We start from the raw sequence: 19,020 nt of genomic DNA, 5'->3' as shown, positions 1-19,020 counted from the left end.
TCAATGCGCTTCGCGCTCGCGCTGCTCGGCGCAAATCTGCTCCCAGCCTTTCACGACAGTGCCGGTGTATTTGCCACAGGTCGCGCCCTCCAGATTCGCGTCGAGCTCGTCGCGCTCAGGCGCAAGCCACAGCGCTTCAACCAGATAGGCCGCGCCCGCTGCCAGCACCAGTACCACGGCCAAGCGTGTTGCCAGGTAGCGCGCCGTGGCCCGCGGCGTGCGTGAGCGCTCGAACACAAACGCGAACAGCAGCCCAATGGCGCCCATCAGGAAAACACCCAGCGCCGAGCCGAAAGCGCCGGCGGTGGAGCTGTCGAAGTAGGCCCACGCCAACATAGAGACGCTTGCACTGACGAACATCAGCAGCAGGCAAATTCCCTGCACTAACCGCCATCCCATTACAGGCCGACCTTGAGAGACCGCTCAGACGACCAGGAATCCTGGCCAGCCGGCAATAGCGGCTCGGCAGGAATGCGGTATTTACCAAATGCGGCGATTACGGCCTGGTCTACCTCAGCGTTGCCCGAGCTTTGGATCAATGCGATGTGCGGCACATTCGAACCCGATTTGCCTTGCACTTGCAGCGTCACCGGTTTGCTGACGCTGGCGCGTTGGACGTGCTTGTTCAAGGCAATCTCGATGTCCATCGTCGTGCGATTCAGGCTCTTGCGACTGGTATCACTCCAGACGTCGTTGTAGCGCTGCGTCTGTTCAGGCGTCAGCACCGGCCCTTGAGCGCGAATGCGCTGAATGCCCTTCCACGCGACATCGCCGGCATGCTGGCTGGCCTCCACGTAATACATCATGGCCCCGAACAAATCCTGCGGGCCACCGCGACCCTCCTCCATCAATTTGGCCAAGGCGAGCTTACTTTTATCGCTGTCGCTGCTGGTCAGCGCCAACTGATAAAGCCGGCGCGCCTCCACGTCGTTGCGCGCTTGCCCGTGGCCCTCCTCGGCCATACGCGCCAGCCTCTCGTAACCGATCCCATCCACGGCGGCGACGGACTCATAGAGCGATTTGGCCTTGGCAAAATCTTGCGGTACGCCGCCACGACCGGTTTCGTACAAACCACCGAGCGCAGTCTTACAGCGCACGTTGCCGTTATCGCTTGCGTTACGAATGGATTGAACCTCGTCTGCTGTGAGGCTTTTCGCGCCCTCAGACAGCACGCATTGGACGTTGGCCAGGCTCTGTTCAAAGGAGCTGGGTGGTGCGGAGGCTTGACAGCCTGCGACGAAACCCACGATTGCCAGTACAACCATTGCCTTGTTCATGGGATGCATCCGTGTAATCAGAAAATAGAGAGCAGGCCAGCATTAACGCACTCGCAGGCTTATTTGAGTTCTTTCACCAGATACCCACTGGTGATCTGCGTAATACCCGTGAGTGCGCGGCGCAACGCCTCGGGGTCGGTGCGATACGTGAGCGGCGTGTAGCCGTAGACATTCTGGCCATTGAACGGCGTGACCGTCTCCACCGTGCGCCAGAGCATCTCGTCGCCACGGTCCATGCGCGCCACCACCGTGAGCGTCGGGTACACCACGCTGCTGAAACCCTGGGTCAGGCGAAAGCCCCACTCGCCCACCGTGAGCTCAATTTGCGCGTCGGCCGGCTCATCGTCACCCACGACTTTGAGCGATGAGGTTTTACCCAGGGCATCGATAAAGCCCTGCTTGAGCAACACACCCAAGTCGATGTTTTCGGCGTCCATCACCGTGAGGATCGCCGCAGGCGTCGACATTTCGGCCAGTTGCCCAACCTTCATGCCACCGGCAAACCCCGCGCCGCTCAAAGCCGCCGTGCCCAGCTTGCCCGCGCCGCTGGCCATGCCGACGCCCGCGCCAAGCCCGGCGCCCAGTGCCGCGCCCCAGGCTTGTTCACGGCCCATGTAGACCATGTTCTTTTGCCACTTCACGGGCAAAACCTTGACCGTTTTGACCTGCGCACGGTGTTCGGGCGTGAGGGGCTGGCTGACGCAGCCGCCGAGGATGAGGGTGGAAAGCAGAATCAGTAGAAGGTTTTTCACATCAGTCCTTTAATGTTTTATTCAAGTTGAAGTCGTTATGCGACTTGCCTGCCGCCTTCAAGAACCCAGCAGCAAACTCCGCATCCACGTTTAACAACAACTCCAGCACATCATAAATTTTCCAGCGATGCGGCTCCGGGTTCGCAGCCATCGCCAGCAGATGCTCACGCAGTGCAGGTAGGTATTCGTTGAATTGGTTGCGGCTGACCAACCAAAACATATCGGCGATTTCAAAGGGGCGTTCATTCGACAAATGAATGATTTTAACAATCGGCGCATAGATTTCAGCCCGTGCTCTTTTACCCTCACCCGCATCGGCCAACCTGCAAAAGTAACCAACCAACGACCTCAGCACAAACTTGTACGTCTCATCGTGGCCGTGCAGCCGATGTGAATCAAACCCTTCGAACGTCTGGACGTTGTCAATGATATGAGCGGTATAACTCAAGCCTTCTTGCACGCCCCAACTCGTCAGCAAACGCGCGGCCAACAGCCGCACACCGTCATCGGGATGAGTCCTGAGCAACGCCGTTACGCCGGCGACGCGAGCGTCGGGAATATCTTCCGGGTCCAGGTCTGTCGCATCCACAGCATAATCGGCATGCGGGGGCACGAAGTGCAGCAGGTCATTGAGTTTATCGTCCACGTCTTATCCTCGAGCAGCGCCGGGCTTTGCGGCGTCATAGATGTCGGCAAGGCTGGCCAGAAGGGGTTGCACGTAATGGCAGCCCTGACAAACGATGCGTTCAGGGCGCACGAACAGCAACAACGACCGGGCCTGGGGCCCGGCCGCTTCAAGCGTGTTTAACTCACTTGCTTTCTTTTGCCACGGTGCCCAAGGACGCGTCCTTGACCAGATAACGGCCTTCCACATCGCTCAGCACTTTGAGGCTGTTGCGTGCCACGGCGAAGCCCATTTCGACTTCCTGCTTGAGGTAAACCACCTCACCCGCCTTGACGTTGATCGGCATGTCAGCCCAGTTTTCAGCTTTGGAGCTGATCACGTGCTGGCCCGGCGTCACGAAGAAATAAATGTACTGGTTGCCACGGTTGTAGCCCATCTCCGAGTCGGCTTCCTTGTCATCCAGGAACACGTTGAAGCGCACCATCATCCCCACGTTGCTTGGGCGTACCACGTACACCAGGCCTTTGTCGGCGACAGCAGCCTTGGGCAGCGAGTAGTTCGCCACGTCCGCCTGCATTTTCTCCACCGACGGTGTCGAGGAGCAGCCAAACAGCGTGGCCAGGGACAATACAACAGCAGCTTTGCAGAACAACTTGATCATGTACTTCTTCCTTGTGGTGTAACGGTAGAGCGGGTTGATGCGACGGCGATTGACCGGCGCGGGTGCGTTGATGCGTTTAATCATCGCCAATGTGTCGGCCAGGGAGCTGAAGACATGAGGCGGTGTGTGTGGGCCAGTACTTTGATGCCTTGCGTGGGTTTGGGTGGGGGGCTTATAGTCCGGCCCGTCGCCCAACAAGGGCGATCGGGTTTGGCGACCCGACGACCGTGTGCGAAAGCTTTCTGCTTGCTTGCAGGGGCTTTCGTACCCGCATCACTGCTTTATGGCAGCTGTGCGCGGGAGACCTTCGGGTCTGCCGGAACTCGGTCCCGGTTCGCCAACCTGCGTACAGCTGTCACCCATTCGTTTGGCGACGAAAGGAGACGGCTTCACTTTACTGACCGAGATTTCAAATGAACCAATACATGCCCCTTACGGGTCACGACAGCACCGTCCCCGCTCTGCTCATCGACACCTGTGCGCCCCTCGACGTCCTCCACGACGCCGCCGTGTACCGGATTCGAGCCGTCACCCAACTGCTGGAAAACCTGGCCTTTCGCGAACAGCTCAGCAGCGATGCTGTGGTGCTTCAAGACTTCGCCCAATTGCTGGCCATTCCGCTGCGCGATGGGTGTGATTTGCTTGATGTCATCATGCGCAGGCTCCATGCCGACCCCTCCTGAGTAGAAACCGGGCGGCCCTGGCGCCGCCCAACTGATACGCGCAACGTCACCCATACAACTGACGAAAATACGCATCAACCCAATCGCTGGACCAAAAAGACCGTTCAGAAAATTCAAACGACTCACACACCGCGATGCAGCCTCTGAGTGGCGCCGGTATATCCTCAATGCTCGCCGTAATAGTGGGCAGCAAATACCTGAAATAATCCCCTATCTGGCTCTGCCCCTCATAGCCCACCGGGTAATCTTCATTGGCCACACTGCCTTCAACCCCATGGTAAACATAAAACCCTTTGACCGACGGCACGTTATATTCCGTCAACGCCGACTCCGCTGACGAGTGCTCACCTATCAATGCTTCTACGTCTGCTCTTCGAGCAAGGTGCCGATAGGTGCGAGCGGAATACAGGCCAAGTATCGTTTCACCTTGTTTGCTCTCAGGGTAGGTATCGAACTCGGCAGACTCCTCCCACAGGTATTCGCTCAATCGATCCAACTTCGACTCTACATCAGGCAGCGCTAACAACACGGCCGGCAAACGGCCAAAGCAGTTATTCACCATCACGGCGATTGCGCCTGCCTTGTCCATGGCGAACCACGTGACAATCTCGCCAAAGCCGGGGGTCCAGTCTTTATTGATAGACATTTATTACCGTCCGTTCGTGTGTATTGGCTGCAATAAGGGAAGCGGATTTACTTAAGCGACAGAGGACGTTAGACAATTAGATAAGCCTCCCCTATTTTCGCATTTACCGGCTATATCTCGTGTTATCGCGCCACCGACCGCCACGTCACCAGCCCTTCCAAGCCATGTTCAGACTTCAGGAATTTGAGTACATTTTGCGCCTCGGCTTTTTCTTCAAACGGCCCCGCGTAAAGGTGTGGCGGCTCATCAAGCACTGTCGGCACATCGATGAGCGCCATCTGTGCCGCCATCCGTTCAAACGCCTCATCCGTATCGGCCGTCATACGCGCTACCCAACCGCTGCGATCTCTCAAGGCAATCGGCTCCACTTGCGCCCCGCAGTGCTTACAGCGAGAGGCCGCCGCCTGGATGGATTGATTGCAGGCTGGGCAAGGCCGCAGGTCCGGGTGCACCAGAGCGTCAACACCGGTCTTTGCCAGCCGGGGCATTAACAACACAGCGACCAGGGCGAACGCGGAAAGGAAGAGCGAGATCGCAAACCACCGGGGACCTGAGCGCCCGCGTGTGCTTGCAACGTAAGCCGTGACGGCTGCGATAATGAGCCAGAAGGGGAGTGAGGTACCCATTAGACTTCCTTGTTTGAGTGAGTGGTGCGCCTGTTGAACAAGCAGGTAAAGGAAGAACAGTGGGCCGAATTACTTAAGTGGCGGAGCATTTCGATTAGATAAATCGTCCCCTTTTCATTTTTTAAGCTCCCGGCCACAAGGATTGATCATCTGCATGATCTCTGTATTGGTTGTATAGACAACGGCAGAAGTCCTCGCAACATAAGTTGTCTCACTGGTCCGCCCGGTAGCTTCCACAAAATTACCCTCTGGCCCCACATAGGCTTTTTTTCCTTGCGGCACCATGACGTCGAGCATGAGCTTTTTTTTCCTCATATCCGGTTTATTGTGCACATCGACTGTCCAAACCTGCAGCGCATACTCTTGGGTGAATAAATAGAAATTTGGTGAGGTCTCTCTGGACTCGAAGAGGTGAGCGCACATGACGTCACTGACCATGACTGTTAAGTCGGGTTTATAGTGCTGACTGCTATAACTGACAAGTATCAGTCTTGTGCGCGTCTGTACCGCCAGTGCGTCCTGTGGATGACACGGTGTCATGTCACCATAAGGATAGGTGCACCAAGTCACCTGAGTCATCGTAACAATCTCGTCAGGCCTTACGGAAAGATCCTTTTGGATGGAAATCTGATCCTCGGGCTTTTCGTAGGGAATGCCTGAGCAGCCTGTTAATAGTGTGAAATTGAACAGGATGGCTAGGTAAAGACCTTTTCGGTATAGGTTCCCATATTTCATTGTCGAAGTTCCTTTTCTGCTGCCATGGCTTTTCAACCACTGCTAAATGGACAACCCGGGGTTGGAAAAATTTGGGTCATAACACAATACGAACACTAAGGCATTATTAAGGTCGTGATCTGACCTCGTTTACTCAACTGCTGCTCTGATTCAAAACATTTATTTCGCGCCAATGTATACTTTCTGGCAAATCCTGATTTTGACTAAACAGAGAAAAGACCTCAATCACATCATCAATATTAAACCATTCATCTTTTCTCAATTCAACGCGCCCTCCTCCAAACGACAGTAAAGTCCCATCTTCAAAGTTCGTGCTGGAATTTGAATGAAAACCTCTAAACCGCTTTTTATTTTTAGCGTCATATCGTTCAATGAAACAAGTATACCTACCTCCCGCCACTTGCAAGTAGCTACCTTCATCGTCGGTAATACATGCGAATGAGCTAGGACCATAGCTTTTTAATTTTTTTAGCGTTTTTATAAGCTGCGCCTGACTAACATCAGCTATTACAGGACTATTTTCGGCTTCGAGCTTCATACTTCCACAACAATAAATTGGCAGATTTATTTAAACCACAAAACACTTCTATTCAACATAGTCTGCCCGCACTCTTGGTTAGTCCTATCCCAAAAAACTGTGGGCCATCCTATTTTAACTTTTTGCTGCATCCCTTACACACTTCCAGCTTTATTTCTGACATGCACATAAGTAACAAGTCGACTTTCTGCATCATAATGAACGGTTATCACTTTCTGCTTTAATGAAAACTCACAGCCAGGACTTGTAGGTGCTCTTCCGGGAATACGTATGGAGGGTACATCCCGCACAGGCTGCCCAAGAAGATTGATTGAATCGTCGACAGTCTCAATATCTAGACACTCCCTTTTTGTTTCGGAGTCAGCCTGAAAATACTCCTCCGTGGCCTGATAATAAACTCTGTAAGCCGCAATAACTCCGTCGCCACCGGATTGAAAGTAGATACCGCATTCTGGCAACTTTAAAAACTCATCATCTTCAACTTTAGCGTAATCAACCATCGGCATTGACTTCCTAAAGTTCGCTAAAGCCTCAATCAATGATCCGCCTAAATATTCATTTGGATTCATACTTAATATCCATCCCCAAAGGAAGCAATAAGGAAATAGGGGGCAGACCACCAATTTCTCTATTCGTTTTTACTCACACTTTTTTTGGCGTCCTGATACACCCCAAAAAGTGGTCTGCCACCTATTTCTCTCTAGAAACCAAATAAACACGCCACTTTTCGCCAATTTCATTCTGCGCTAATCTGAATAAGAGGCGAGTAAAGTCGAACACCTCAACAAACAGCCTTTCAACTTCCGACGAAGCATCAAGATTGGCAAGCGCTTGCTCTTGTGAAAATCCCTTCAAATTTCGTAGTCCATGGGCCATCACGGACAGTAGATACGCAGTTTTTATTGATACAGATGATATGAACGGGGGCAGGCTTAACCAGTAAGTCCTATGCTTCGCCTGCAATTTTGCCGTCAGCAAATCCGACCTTCGCAGTATCTGCTGCTTTTGGACCTAATCAGCAGCTGTAAAAAAATGCTTATCTAGATCAACAGGAGGAAACTGACTAGGTAGAATTTTTGACGAAATATCTCTGCTAAGCAGCTTTAAAAGAAACTCAACACAGCCGAAGTTGTAGACCTCCTCTTCCCCCTGATCCGAGCTATGAATAGCAACTTTCCATGAGTCTGGCTCTCCATCAACCAACCAAACGAGGGTTTCTCCATTATCCGTTACCGCCCAAGGAAGAAAAGAACCTTCCTCTGGGTAATCTGGTCTTGGATAGTCCGATAAAAACTCCTGCTTCATTACAGCGTATGCGCCTATAAAGTATTTGCTTTTTTCAAAATTTAAATTTGGATTTTTTGAAAGCGGGTTTAACACCCATACGAAATCGTCTACTGCCCCACATCCGTAAATTGATATGAACTGTTTAAAATCATTCGGTAATCGCAGACTTCCCTCAGATTCAAAGGTCGCCCAAGCCGCATTATCAAAGATTCGCTGAGAAGGTGGCGAAAGAAGACTAATCAGCTTATTTATCATTCTTACTTAACTCCACTCACGTTCGGAATCGATACATCAAGAGTAAAACCGCCTGACCCACGAGCAGACAACGTTACGCCAGTTGGCATTGGGTTTTAACCTGCATAAATAGGTGCCACCCTGTAGCTTACTGTTTTAAATAGTGTAAATAGGGATCAGACTACGATTACACAGTTCTATTTACACGGTAAATCTCGAAAACTTAAAAAATCCGTATCTTTTTTCGAAAAAAAAGCTGAGTTATTAAAGAGCTAATTCTAAAAACCACATATCGACCAACTAAAAATCACGCCCCATAAAAGCGTGGTTTGAGCCCGTCTCACCCTATTTTTACTTTAAATCCCCTCACCAAATCACAATCAAAAAGTTACGTAGATTCCCTTTTTTTCACGAACAGCTCGCTCAAGGAGTTCCGTATACTCTTTTAAACTATCAAGCAACTCGTTTCCGAGCTCCCAATCAGCCTCTTTAATTTTAATCAAACTTTCGCCTACTTCATTTTCTGACTGAAAGTAAGAACCCATTTTCCCAGGATCAAAAAAATGCCCATCCACGCCTAATGGCAGGCCTAAAAAAGGCGAAAAATCCAATTTTCTAAAGTTAGAAATTGACTCTTGAAAGGTTTCCCACTCACCGCCGAATCCCTGATCATCTGTAGGCGTATAATATTTTGTAAGCGCAAAGTCTCCGTACTGATGGATATCTCTATCCTCAATCATGTCCTCCCACGTTTCATCCAGTGGCTCGCCTTCGTATGGATCAACTAAAACACTTTTATTATCTACAATGAAATTTCGAACCTTATCAAAATCTCCCGAGCACAAAGACGACTCAAGCAGCGGTTTGAGCTCACGAGTGAAGGCACTTAAGTCAAAAATAAATGCCTTATGCTCGAAGCTCATAACTTAATACTCCTAGTTTTTTTTGGTAAAAACTCATGGAGCGAATGTAAATTTGTTCTCACAGGTGATCCTGTTTTTGGGTCATAGCGTTGTATGCCTATTGTTTCCGGCAACACTCCCTTCCAAAATAGAGCGAACGCTATCGTGCAACTCTTGGACGACAAATCGTTCTATCAATTTGCCGCCATCGCTCACAATCGTTCCTAAAAACCATAATGAAACTCACCTACCCTGTTTCACCTATCAGCTTTTGTCACATCAGAGTAACAACCAAATTTTGGAATTTTCTCATAATTTCTAGATGGTTCAAAACTTGATCTAGCCTCTTCAAGCTCATGGGGATTAAACTTTTCCCGCCTAATAACAAGGCCACCCTCCTCATTAAAAATGTAGCACTCCCCACCTATAACCTCGTCGCCATCCCCTTGAAATTCACGATGAGTCGCCATAGTCAAAAACAGGTTATCCGCATCTATGACTTGAAATTGGTAGCTCAGATACTCACGACATTTTTTATCTAAAAAACCGACACTAACCATCCCTCTATCTATAGATAACTCAACAAAGCAAGATGGCGCGGAGTCCGACCCAATAAGAGCCGTATATGACTCACCCGAGAGATGCCTAGAATGTGCCAAAGCTTCATCCATAGGTTCTATCGCAACCTTCTTCATCCGAAACCAAGACTTACAGTAATAAATAGGCAGCCCCATCAATACACCTTCCCATTAGTATCTCTAATTAAAACCCCTGCCTTATTCGCAGAGTCCAAAATGGCTTTTGGAATCACTCCATTCTGGGGAGGGACCTCTAGAATAACAGTACCTTGCAATTTTTGACCGCCCAAAGACCCACTAGAAGGGACTTTCGCAATGGTCGCGCCAGATGGATATTTCGTAACAGCCTCACTTATATAGCTCTTTGCTGTCGCCTCTGAAACCTCAGAAAGCTGTGTCAGTTTACGAGAGACGATTTCGCCTTTTATGGGATTATACGAATCAACACGATAATAGCCATTCCCGTCAGGTCGCTGAATATAAACTTCATTATTCGGGTAGCTTTTAGACTGTACCTTATTAAACTCATTACCCGCATCAAGCCGTTGCAGCCATTCAGGCTTAGACGATAGAGCTACAACATCATCTACCTTCCCGGCAGCGCTACCAGTTGCTTTCGCACCAAAATACCCCTCCGGCAGCGCACACGGCCCCGTATTGTGCACCCACGTCTTCAGATCCCCAACGTAGAACGTATGCCCCACATCAACCGTCAGGTTGTACGTCTTGCCCACTGGCAGGTAAAGCTCCAGCGACTCAACCTCAGATGACGTGTTGTCCGTATCGCCATCTGCCAGGGATTGCAGCAGGTCCCCGGGCTTCAGATCGATTACAGAGATAAAGTCGCGCTTGGCCGGTACATAGAACGGGTGGCCGGGGGTGACCAGTAGGGTTTCGCCTTGTGCTTTGCCGTCGGCGCGAACGCTTTTCAGCTTGAGGCGGTAAATCGGTTGGTCGGAGCGTTGATGGGTGGCCAGAATTTTAGCGGCGAAGGGTTTGCCGCCTTTTTCGGGTTTGCTCCAGACCACGTCGCCGACTTTGAGCGACTCGATAGTGCGGTCGCCGTTGGGGGTCGAGACTTTGGTGCCGGCCGCGAAGCAGCAAGGCTCTTTGTAGTTCGAGAGAACAATGTCATTGCGTCGGGTGGCGAACAGGTCATCGGCCCTGGCGAAGCTGCCCACATCACCGGTGTAGACGGTTTGCTCGTATTTCCCAATCGAGGTGGTCGGGGCTGTCGCAGTGGCGCCTGGGCGCTCGAAGCGCACGGCCGAGTCGAGGCTGGTGGGGTTCAGGCCATAGTTGGGGATGTCATCCGCAACGCGTGCGATGCCGCTGCTGCCAAGCGCTTCCTGGCGCCCCACGCTGGCCAAACCGACGTCGCTACGGGCCACAAGTGCGCCGTCGGCCCTGACGACGCTTGAAACCTCGCCAAACTTGGAAACCTGCCCAAATCGGCCGGAAGGCGTGATCATGGTTAAACCATCAGTCAACAACTCAGTGACTTGCGCCGCTGACTCATAGCTGTTGCCTTGCAAGTTCGAGACAAATTCCCTGCCCTTCTGCCTGGTGATAATTTGGCCGCCGCGGTCCACCGAGGGGTCGGCAATCGGCCCCAACAGGGCGTCGGTCACTTCCAGTGGGCTGCTATTACCTAAAAACCCACCGGCAACCTTGGAAAAGCCTTGCACTTGCCCCCATATACTGCGGCCAGCCCCTACCGCCAGGCCTTTGGCAATGTCGACGTAGTCAGTCGGTTTGCCGCTGTAATCCAGGTTAGTCTCGTAGAAATCCACCAACCCTTGGGTGTTGAGCCCTTTCGGATCACCCAGGTAGTCGATGTTGATAGTGCTGTCTTTGAAAGCCGTAGGCCGAGTCGTGCGGAAATCAAGAATCAAGGCCGCTGTTTCATTACCGCTGTACCCACTCGAGCGCCCGTCTGCAGAAGCGTCAGTTCGGGCGTATTGGTTTGCAATAGGCGCAAGCGCAATGCCCAGATTCTGCAAAGTAAGCGTGTCGATAGCGTCTACGTCTTTTTGCGAGATTGACTTGCTCCAGCCCTCATCGGTGTTGTACGCCAGAGCAACGCCCATCAGGCGCGTGGCTTCCTCAACGCTGATCTGCTTCTGTTCCGCCAGCACGGGTGCTTGCTTTTCAATCAGCTCAGGCGCACTTGGGTGCAGCTGCTCGTTGTACCGCTCAACATTGCCCGCTACCCACGCGGCGTCATTCGGGTTGCCGTTAACCAGAGACCCGGCGGCGATACCGATGAGTTGCGCGGTGGCGACTCTGAATTGATCATCGGTGACGAAGCGCTCATCCAGGTACTTACCGAGGTTTTTGTTCGCAATCGCCGTCAAGCCTTCAGCCGCACCGGCGGCGATGGCGCCGGTTTTGAAGTCGCCGCCTCGGGCCGCTGTAAGCGCACCACCGAGGAGCGCATGCAGCAAGACCTTCTGCGTCGAGCCAGGGCTCAGGTCCAGCTCGCTCGCGAGGTTGCCAATGCCATTGTTGCCGGCCGCCGCAGCAAGGTCGAAACCTTGCGACACCAAGGCCGAGCCGAGGTTGTCTTTCAAGCTGCCGCCGTTGATGGCGGTGGAGATGCCACTTTCGATCACCGCATGCGTGCCGCCGCGCAGCACCGCATCCTGGGCTTTCTGCCAGCTGAGCCAATCACTGGAATAGCCCGGGTTCTGTACCGGCCCCGCCGTGGTGACTTTCGCGCCCGCACCCTCGGCCGGGCTTGCGCCCTTGAACCAATTGCTGTCTGCGTAGTTCAACGCCCCGGTTGCCAGCCCGGCGATGGCGGCGTTTTTCAAGCTGCTGCTGCTGAAGGTGTCCTTTAGCGCAAGGCCGAGGTTGCCTTTGTTATTGATGGTACTCACAGCACCGGTACTGGCCAGCGAGGTCAGTGCGGCGGTGGCCATCATGTTGCCAAGCCCGGCACTGGTGGCTGCTACGGCCGCCGACGTACTGGTCGCCGCAACCGCAGCTGTGCCGGCGGCCATGGTAGAACCGGCGCCTACCGCACTACCCGCTGACGCTGCCAATGCGCTCGCGCCACCTGCCGTCACGATGGTGACGATGATGATGACCGCCAGCATGGCCCCCTGGCCCATGCCCGAGTTGCTGTACTTGAAGGAGTCATGCAGCTCTTTTACCTGGCGCCAATCCACGTCGCCGCGCTTCTCGGCTTCTTTGATCCAGGCCAATTGCGGGTCGGCCTTGACCATGGTGTCGATGGTCTGGCTGACGGTTTGCTGGTCGACTTGCTTGACGTCGATTTTCAGGCCATCGACGGCCTCGATGACGGTCTGCCCCTTTGCAACCAGCTCGCTCTGGCGCAGGGTTTCATCGGTTTTGCCTTTGCCCTTCATCGAGAACCAAGCCATGTCGCTCTTGCTCTTGGTATGGCTCTCGTCGTGATAGTCCTTCACGCCTTCAAACGTCACGGCGCCGCCGCTTTTCAGGATCAGGTCGTTGCCGCTGTTGAGCTTGGCGACCTGGTACAGCTGGTCGCCGTTGCTGACCAGGGTCAGGTTGCCTGCGGTCTTGATCTCAGTGCCGACGTTGGTGGTCTGGGTGACTTCGTCGCGCTTGGCTTTTTTCGCGCCCCAACCACCGTTCTCCTTCATGTCATACAACGTATGCGTGCTGTTCTGCGCCGCCAGCAGGTTCAACTTATCGCCGCTGTACAGATACGCTTCATTGCCCGCACTGATCTTGCTCGCCACCAGCGTCGTATCGCGCCCGGCCTGGCTGGTAAAGTTCGCGCCCGCCGTCAGTACGCTGGCTACTTGCGTGGTCTGCTCATCCGCTGTCTTGATGCGTTTTTTGCCGTCTTTTTCTTTGCCTTCGACGTTGTGCATGTCGCTGACGGAGGCGACGTTGAGGTCGCGCCCGGCCTGGATGTTCAGGTCTTTGCCGGCGGTGGCGTTGCTGCCGATGATGTTGACGTCTTGCCCGGCCTGCATGTTGAGGTTGCCGCCCGCCGTGACGGTGGCGGCGAGGTTTTTGACGTCGGTGGTGATGGTGGATTTTTCGCCGCCGTCGATGGTTTTGTGGATCACGCTGGTATCGCTGGCGGCGACCAGGTTGAGGTCGCGGCCGGCGGTGAGGTTGGCGTCGTTACCGGCGACCAGTGCGCCGTGGTTGTTGAGGTCGCGCCCGGCGTCAATGGCCAGGTTGCCACGCGCGGTGATGGTGCTCGCGCTGGCGTCGGTGAGGGTGCGCATGCCCACGCCTTCACGCACTTGGATCGCGGTGTTGTCGTTGGTGATGTCGCCTTTGATGCTGGCAAGGCTGACTTGGCTGCCCCGAATTTCGCCGCCCATGGCGTTGCGAATACTGTCCTGGGCCAGCAGGCTCAGGTTGTTGCCGGCTTCCATCAGGCCGCCGTTGTAGATGCTGCCGCTGCTGACGGCGGAGAGGTTGTTGCTGGCGCGCAGGGTGCCGACGTTGACCAGGTCGCCACCGGTGACCAGGTTGAGGTCACGGCCCTGGATCAGGCTGTTGCCGCGCACGTTGCGCGATTCGGCCTGGGCCAGGTAGAGCACCGGCACGAGCACGGTCTGGCCATCGACCACGCGGTTTTCCATCCACACGATGTCGTGGGTCAGGGCGCCGACTTGCTGGCTGGTGAGCGTCACGCCGACGCTCAGGCGCAGGGCGTCTTTGCTGGCCAGAGCGTTGTCCATCAGGTAGCGGAATTGGTCGGCGTCGCTGAGCAAGCCACCGGCGAGGAAGCGCTGGCCGGTTTGCGCAATTACCGCGTCACGGATCAGGCGGGTTTCGTATTGGCCATCGCCGAGGCGGCGCCAGGCGTTGTCGGAATTGAAGCCGAGTTTGCCGAGCATGTAGTCGGAGCTGAAGAAGCCCGATGCACTGGTGAACTCCGGGTTGGTTTCGATCAGGTAGTGGCTGGTAGGGTCGGCACTTTTGACGAACAGGCCGTAGTCGCCCTTGGGCAGTTGGAAGTACGGCGAGGTGGTCGGGTCGACCGGCGCGAACGGCGTGCCGGTGTAGTCCACGGGCACAAAGCCGCCGCCCGGAGTGAGCGTGACCACGGGCAACACGCTGCCGGGCGCCTGGGCGCTGGCATCGTTAACGTGCTTGCTGAGGTTGATATTGATGCCGCCGACGGGGATGCCGGTCTGGTCGTTGCCGAGGGTGCCGGTCAGTTGCGCCAGGGTGTTGTCGTGCAGCGTACCGTTTTGAATTTTGTTGGTGACGTTGGACAGGTCGACGGTGCCGCCGGCCTGCAGGACGGCGTCGTAGGCGAGGCCACCGTTGGGGGTCCAGGTGGTGACGTCGCTCGTTTGCCGGAACGGTGCGCTGTTGGGTGACAGCGCTTTGAGGGCTTCAAATTTCGCCTGGTCAAAATTACCGGCCGCCGTCGCGTTGTTGAAGGTCGGCACGTCGACGTATTCCATGCGCTCCCACAGGTGCTTGTCTACATGCCCGGGGGTGTTGATCACGATTTTGCGTTGCCCGGTGCGTGTGCCGGAGCCTTCGTTGAGCAATTCCTGGGCGGTGATGCTCAAGTTACCGTTAGCGGCCATCAGGCTGTTGCGGTTCTGCACCGTGTCGCCTTGCAGCAGCAGGTCTTTGCCAGCTACCAGCCGCGCCGAAGCCGAATCCTGGATCGCGGCTTCAAGGTAGGTCTCATTGATGGTGATGGTGCCGCGCCGCCAGCTGTCCTTCTCGCCGCAGTGCTGCCCGCACACCCAGCTCAAGCTGCCGGTCTGGAGGGTTTGCCCCAGCTCGAACTTGTCTTTGGCGTTTTCGATAAAGCCGGCGCTGATGCCGATGTAGCCTTCGCTTTCCACCGTGCCGGAGCGGTTGCTGAACAGCACCGCACGCCCGCCATCGACGCCTGCAAATGTAAAGTTGCCTTTGCTGTAGACGTCGCCATAGCTGTTGGCGAAGCCATTGGCGCGCAGGGACAGGTCGCCCCCGCTGAACAGCAGCGAATCGGCGCCGTTGGTAATGCCGTTGACGGCGGTGAGGTTCACCGCACCTTGAGCGCCCAGCGTGCCACGGTTGCCGATTTGTGCCGCGGCGATATCCAGCTGCTGACGCGCCGTCAGGAAACCAAGGCTGTCGAGGGTGCCCGCCAGTTTGATCTGGGTGTTGTTGCCCGCCAGGCGCCCGCCGTTCTGGCTGAGGTTGTTGGCCGTGACGCTGAGATTTTGCTGGGTGGCAATGCGGCCGCTGTTGGCCAGGTCACCGCTGAGCGTGATGCTCAGGTCGCCGTCGCTGAGCAGCTCGCCGCCGTTGTCGAGGCTGGCCACGTCGATGATCAAGCCCTTGCTGCTGGCCATGCGGTCGCCGGCCTTGAGGGCCAGGCCTTGGGTGCTTTTGTAGGTGAGGGCTTCATTAAGTTGCACGCGGCCCAGGCCGTCTACGCTGCCGAACGCCCAGTCGGCGGTGCCCAGGCCATTGATGGTGCCCTGGCTGCCGGTGAGGCTGGCGGTGTTGAGCCGGAACAGGCCGTTGCCGGCGTGCTGCAACTGGCCGCCCTGGTTGTTCAGGTGCGTGGTGTCGAGGCTGAAGGCGGTGCTGCCGAATTCGAGGGTGCCGTTTTGGTTGTTCAGCGTGCCGCTGAGGTTGAGGCGGCTAGTGGCACCGCCCAGCGCGCGCAGTTGCCCGCCTGCGCTGTTGTCGAGGTTGCCGCCATCAAGGGTCAGGCCCTGGTTGGCTTCGATCAGGCCGCCTCGGTTGGTGAGGGTGTCGCGTGAGGTGAGGCTGAGCTGATTGCCGCTGATCTGGCCATTGCCACTGTTGTCGAGCGTGGCGCCGGTGATCGTCACCTGTTCTTTACCGAACAGTTTGCCGCCACGGTTGGCCAGGGCTTCGACGGTCAATTGCAGGTTGCCGAGCAGGCTGGCCATCAAGCCGCCGCTGCTGTTGTCGACCGTGTTGGCCGTGACGGTGAGGGTATCGCCCTGCACGGTGCCGCCGAGGTTATCCAGGCTGGCGGTGTCGAGCTGAGTGTGGGCGCCGCCGCTGAGGATCAAGCCTTTGCGGTTGCTCACGTCCTGGCCGCTGTAGCTCAGGCCCTGGTTGCCGGCCAGCAGTTGGCCGGCGTCGTTGTTCAGGTGCTGGGCCGCGATGTCCAGGCGCTTGCCGCGCACGGTGCCGCCGCCGTTGTTCAGGGTGGTGAGGGCTTTGACCAGCACGCTGCGTTCGCCCGCGTCGATCACACCGCCCGCGTTGGTCAGCAGGTCGCTGACGTTCAGCGTCACGTCGCCGCCGTTGCTGACCAGCGAGCCTTGGTTGCTGTTGTTGAGGGTCTGCGCAGTGACGTCAACCGATGTGCCGATCAGGATGCCGGCGCTGTTGTCCAGGCGCTCGCCTTGCAGCTGCAACAGGCCTTCGCTTTGGATACGGCCTTGGGCGTTGAGCAACTGGCCTGGCCCCTTGAGCAGCAGGCTCACACCCGGCGCGCCACCGGCCAGCAGGCCGGCGTTGCGGTTGTCGAGGCCCGAGGCACGCACGTCGAGGTAGTCACCCACCACACGCCCGGCGCGGTTGTCGATGTTGCCGCCGCTCACATCAAGCAACAGCTGTTTGCCGACGATTACGCCGTTTTGGTTATCCAGGTTCGCAGCGTGCAGCTCGACATCGCCCTGCCCTGCCTGCAAGCGGCCCTGGGCGTTGTTGAGCTGTTGGGCGGTGGCGAGGGTCAGCTTGCCGGTGTTGGCACTCAACACGCCGTTGGCGTTGCTGCTGACGCTGCCGGCGTGGAGGTTCAGGTCGGTACTGGCCTGGGCGTAACCCTGGTAGTTGTTGAAGGCATTGGCGACGGTGAGGTTCAGCGCGCCGTTATCGGCCTGGATCAGGCCTTTGAGGCTGTTGTCAAGGTCGCCGGCATTCACCGTGAGCGCACCGGCGACCAGCACGCCGTTCTGGTTATTCAGGTTGCCCGCATTCACGGTCAGGTTGCTGGCGATGATTTGGCCGCTGTTGTTGTTCAGGTCGGTGCTGGTCAACACCAGGCTGCCGCCAGACATTTCGATGCGGCCTTGGCGGTTGTCCAGGGACGCGCTGTCGAGGGTCGCGGCCTGGCCTTCGCCGAAGCGAATCAGCCCGCCGACGTTAACGATGGCCGGCGCGTTGAGCGCCAGGTGTTGCTCGCCGTACACACGGGCGGTGGCGCCTCTGTTGGTCAGCTTGTCGGTGCTGACGCTGACGGTTTTGGCCTGGATGATTGCGCCCTGGTTGGTCAGCGTTTGCGCGGCGGTGATCGCCAAGGCGCGGCTGGCCAACAGGTTGCCGCTGGTGTTGAGGGTTTGCGTGTTCACCACCAGGTCGCCGGTGGCGTTGCGGCTGTTATCCGCCGCGACGCCCGCCTCGATGATGCCGGGGTTGGTGATGCTGGCCGCGTTGAGTTCGATGCGCTGGCCGGCGGCCACGCTCTGCTGGTTGACCAAGGCTTGGGCGCTGGTCACCTGCATGTTGCCGGTGGCGTAGACCTTGTCGGTGAGGTTGACGTTTTGCGCGGTGACTTTGATGTTACCGGTGGCCGACGTCTGCGCCATGCTCAAGTGGCCATTGGCATCCAGCTGGATATCGCCGCCGCTGGCGGCCAGCGTGCCGTCGAGCTTCACGCCCACACCGGCTTCGGTGCCGACCAGTTTGATCGCGCCGGCGTACATGCCGCCCAACGCCGAGGAGTCGATAGCCAGCTCCGGCTTGGCGCTGCCGTCGTCGGCGCGCGCGGTGGCTTTCAGGCTTTGGGCATCGACGTCGTTGCGCCCGGCGATCACGGTCAATTCGCGCGCGTTGATCTGCGCATTGATCTTGGCCGAGCGGGTGATGATTTCGAAGCGGTCGACGTTACTCGCGTTCAGGCCCTGGCCGTCGATGGTCACGGCGCCGCCATCGACCTGATAGCGCTCCAGGCGGCCATTCTGGTCAAGGATGGGCTTGCCGGTGGTCAGCGTGGCATTGGGGGTGTTGATAAAGCCGCAACCGCTGCAGGTGATGCCGTAAGGGTTGGCGACGATGACTTTGGCCGACTGGCCCGCCACTTCGGTGAAACCGCGCAACTGGCTGGGGCTGCCGCCGTTGACCTCGTTGAGGATAACGTTGGCCGCGCCGCCCTTGAGGTTGGGGTTGCCGATGATGTAGCCGCCCAGCTGGGTGTTGGTCACCGCGCCCGTGGCGTTGTTGAGGATCACGCCGTTGGGGCCGACGTTGTAGTCCTTGAATTGGTTATGCGACAAGCCACTGCCATTGGGCGTGGCGATGTTCACCACGGGCACGCCATTGCCCGCCTGGCCGACGGTGGTGCCCGGCGCGCTGACCACAATGCCTTCGGCCTGTGCCAGCAACGGCTGCCAGAACAGCGCGTTGGCCAGGATCAGCACCAGGCCGCGCTTGGGCAAGCCGAAGAACGAGTCTCGCGGCTTCAGCGCAGCAGAAGGTTGGCGAGCCAGGAAGGCAAAGTGGCGAACATCCATTGTCATAGTCTC

General features: G+C 56.3%; 15 protein-coding genes. 1 reads left to right on the top strand and 14 read right to left on the bottom strand.

Annotated features, from left to right (window positions below):
* The 5 genes from HX783_RS13250 to HX783_RS13230 all read right to left on the bottom strand — a co-directional run bounded on the left by HX783_RS13250 (window position 1) and on the right by HX783_RS13230 (window position 3,231).
* Window positions 1-399, bottom strand: a complete 399-nt coding sequence (locus HX783_RS13250; RefSeq protein WP_177017161.1) for a hypothetical protein — start codon at window positions 397-399, stop codon at window positions 1-3.
* A complete protein-coding gene (locus HX783_RS13245; protein ID WP_177017160.1) occupies window positions 399-1,277 on the bottom strand; it encodes a tetratricopeptide repeat protein in 879 nt (292 codons plus the stop codon). The genes HX783_RS13250 and HX783_RS13245 overlap by 1 nt, the downstream gene beginning before the upstream one ends.
* A 59-nt stretch (window positions 1,278-1,336) precedes the next feature.
* Window positions 1,337-2,029 carry a hypothetical protein gene (locus HX783_RS13240; protein ID WP_145159659.1) on the bottom strand — a complete coding sequence of 231 codons (693 nt, stop codon included), beginning with the start codon at window positions 2,027-2,029 and terminating at the stop codon, window positions 1,337-1,339.
* A gap of 1 nt (window position 2,030) precedes the next feature.
* Entirely contained in the window at window positions 2,031-2,675 is a 645-nt protein-coding gene (locus HX783_RS13235) for a hypothetical protein (RefSeq protein WP_177017159.1), read from the bottom strand.
* Between the two features lie 163 nt (window positions 2,676-2,838).
* On the bottom strand, window positions 2,839-3,231 hold the full coding sequence (locus HX783_RS13230; RefSeq protein ID WP_169876735.1) for a DUF2846 domain-containing protein: 393 nt from the start codon (window positions 3,229-3,231) through the stop codon (window positions 2,839-2,841).
* Between the two features lie 509 nt (window positions 3,232-3,740).
* Here HX783_RS13230 and HX783_RS13225 point away from each other — a divergent pair.
* Window positions 3,741-3,998 carry a hypothetical protein gene (locus HX783_RS13225; RefSeq protein WP_083360333.1) on the top strand — a complete coding sequence of 86 codons (258 nt, stop codon included), beginning with the start codon at window positions 3,741-3,743 and terminating at the stop codon, window positions 3,996-3,998.
* A gap of 46 nt (window positions 3,999-4,044) precedes the next feature.
* On the opposite strand, the gene HX783_RS13220 is transcribed toward HX783_RS13225, so the two are convergent.
* The 9 genes from HX783_RS13220 to HX783_RS13180 all read right to left on the bottom strand — a co-directional run bounded on the left by HX783_RS13220 (window position 4,045) and on the right by HX783_RS13180 (window position 19,008).
* Entirely contained in the window at window positions 4,045-4,644 is a 600-nt protein-coding gene (locus tag HX783_RS13220; protein ID WP_177017158.1) for a hypothetical protein, read from the bottom strand.
* Between the two features lie 122 nt (window positions 4,645-4,766).
* A complete protein-coding gene (locus HX783_RS29960; protein WP_256347159.1) occupies window positions 4,767-4,967 on the bottom strand; it encodes an SPOR domain-containing protein in 201 nt (66 codons plus the stop codon).
* A gap of 417 nt (window positions 4,968-5,384) precedes the next feature.
* Entirely contained in the window at window positions 5,385-6,005 is a 621-nt protein-coding gene (locus HX783_RS13210) for a hypothetical protein (RefSeq protein ID WP_177017156.1), read from the bottom strand.
* A gap of 133 nt (window positions 6,006-6,138) precedes the next feature.
* The gene (locus HX783_RS13205; protein ID WP_177017155.1) at window positions 6,139-6,543 is read right to left on the bottom strand and encodes a hypothetical protein; all 405 of its coding nucleotides are present in this window, start codon (window positions 6,541-6,543) and stop codon (window positions 6,139-6,141) included.
* A 134-nt stretch (window positions 6,544-6,677) separates the two neighbouring features.
* Entirely contained in the window at window positions 6,678-7,112 is a 435-nt protein-coding gene (locus HX783_RS13200; RefSeq protein ID WP_177017154.1) for a hypothetical protein, read from the bottom strand.
* 442 nt (window positions 7,113-7,554) lie between these two features.
* Window positions 7,555-8,085, bottom strand: a complete 531-nt coding sequence (locus tag HX783_RS13195; RefSeq protein WP_177017153.1) for an SMI1/KNR4 family protein — start codon at window positions 8,083-8,085, stop codon at window positions 7,555-7,557.
* Window positions 8,086-8,444: 359 nt separating this feature from the next.
* Window positions 8,445-8,987: a hypothetical protein gene (locus HX783_RS13190; protein WP_177017152.1), complete on the bottom strand. Its 543-nt coding sequence runs from the start codon at window positions 8,985-8,987 to the stop codon at window positions 8,445-8,447.
* Between the two features lie 236 nt (window positions 8,988-9,223).
* A complete protein-coding gene (locus tag HX783_RS13185) occupies window positions 9,224-9,700 on the bottom strand; it encodes a lytic transglycosylase (protein WP_177017151.1) in 477 nt (158 codons plus the stop codon).
* Entirely contained in the window at window positions 9,700-19,008 is a 9,309-nt protein-coding gene (locus HX783_RS13180) for a DUF637 domain-containing protein (protein ID WP_177017150.1), read from the bottom strand. The genes HX783_RS13185 and HX783_RS13180 overlap by 1 nt, the downstream gene beginning before the upstream one ends.
* Window positions 19,009-19,020 lie beyond the last annotated feature (12 nt).

This window comes from Pseudomonas sp. D2002, from assembly GCF_013385735.1.
Classification (GTDB): Bacteria; Pseudomonadota; Gammaproteobacteria; order Pseudomonadales; family Pseudomonadaceae; genus Aquipseudomonas.
The sequence above is the reverse complement of the archived record's forward strand: the minus strand, read 5'-3'. Positions and strand labels throughout refer to the sequence as shown.

Excerpts from the sequence above, each read along its gene's own strand:
- HX783_RS13210 (WP_177017156.1), bottom strand. The coding sequence starts at position 6,005 with ATGAAATATGGGAACCTATACCGAAAAGGTCTTTACCTAGCCATCCTG.
- HX783_RS13200 (WP_177017154.1), bottom strand. The coding sequence starts at position 7,112 with ATGAATCCAAATGAATATTTAGGCGGATCATTGATTGAGGCTTTAGCG.
- HX783_RS13185 (WP_177017151.1), bottom strand. The coding sequence starts at position 9,700 with ATGGGGCTGCCTATTTATTACTGTAAGTCTTGGTTTCGGATGAAGAAG.
- HX783_RS13190 (WP_177017152.1), bottom strand. The coding sequence starts at position 8,987 with ATGAGCTTCGAGCATAAGGCATTTATTTTTGACTTAAGTGCCTTCACT.
- HX783_RS13220 (WP_177017158.1), bottom strand. The coding sequence starts at position 4,644 with ATGTCTATCAATAAAGACTGGACCCCCGGCTTTGGCGAGATTGTCACG.
- HX783_RS13180 (WP_177017150.1), bottom strand. The coding sequence starts at position 19,008 with ATGGATGTTCGCCACTTTGCCTTCCTGGCTCGCCAACCTTCTGCTGCG.
- HX783_RS29960 (WP_256347159.1), bottom strand. The coding sequence starts at position 4,967 with ATGACGGCCGATACGGATGAGGCGTTTGAACGGATGGCGGCACAGATG.
- HX783_RS13230 (WP_169876735.1), bottom strand. The coding sequence starts at position 3,231 with ATGCAGGCGGACGTGGCGAACTACTCGCTGCCCAAGGCTGCTGTCGCC.
- HX783_RS13250 (WP_177017161.1), bottom strand. The coding sequence starts at position 399 with ATGGGATGGCGGTTAGTGCAGGGAATTTGCCTGCTGCTGATGTTCGTC.
- HX783_RS13245 (WP_177017160.1), bottom strand. The coding sequence starts at position 1,277 with ATGAACAAGGCAATGGTTGTACTGGCAATCGTGGGTTTCGTCGCAGGC.
- HX783_RS13205 (WP_177017155.1), bottom strand. The coding sequence starts at position 6,543 with ATGAAGCTCGAAGCCGAAAATAGTCCTGTAATAGCTGATGTTAGTCAG.
- HX783_RS13195 (WP_177017153.1), bottom strand. The coding sequence starts at position 8,085 with ATGATAAATAAGCTGATTAGTCTTCTTTCGCCACCTTCTCAGCGAATC.
- HX783_RS13225 (WP_083360333.1), top strand. The coding sequence starts at position 3,741 with ATGCCCCTTACGGGTCACGACAGCACCGTCCCCGCTCTGCTCATCGAC.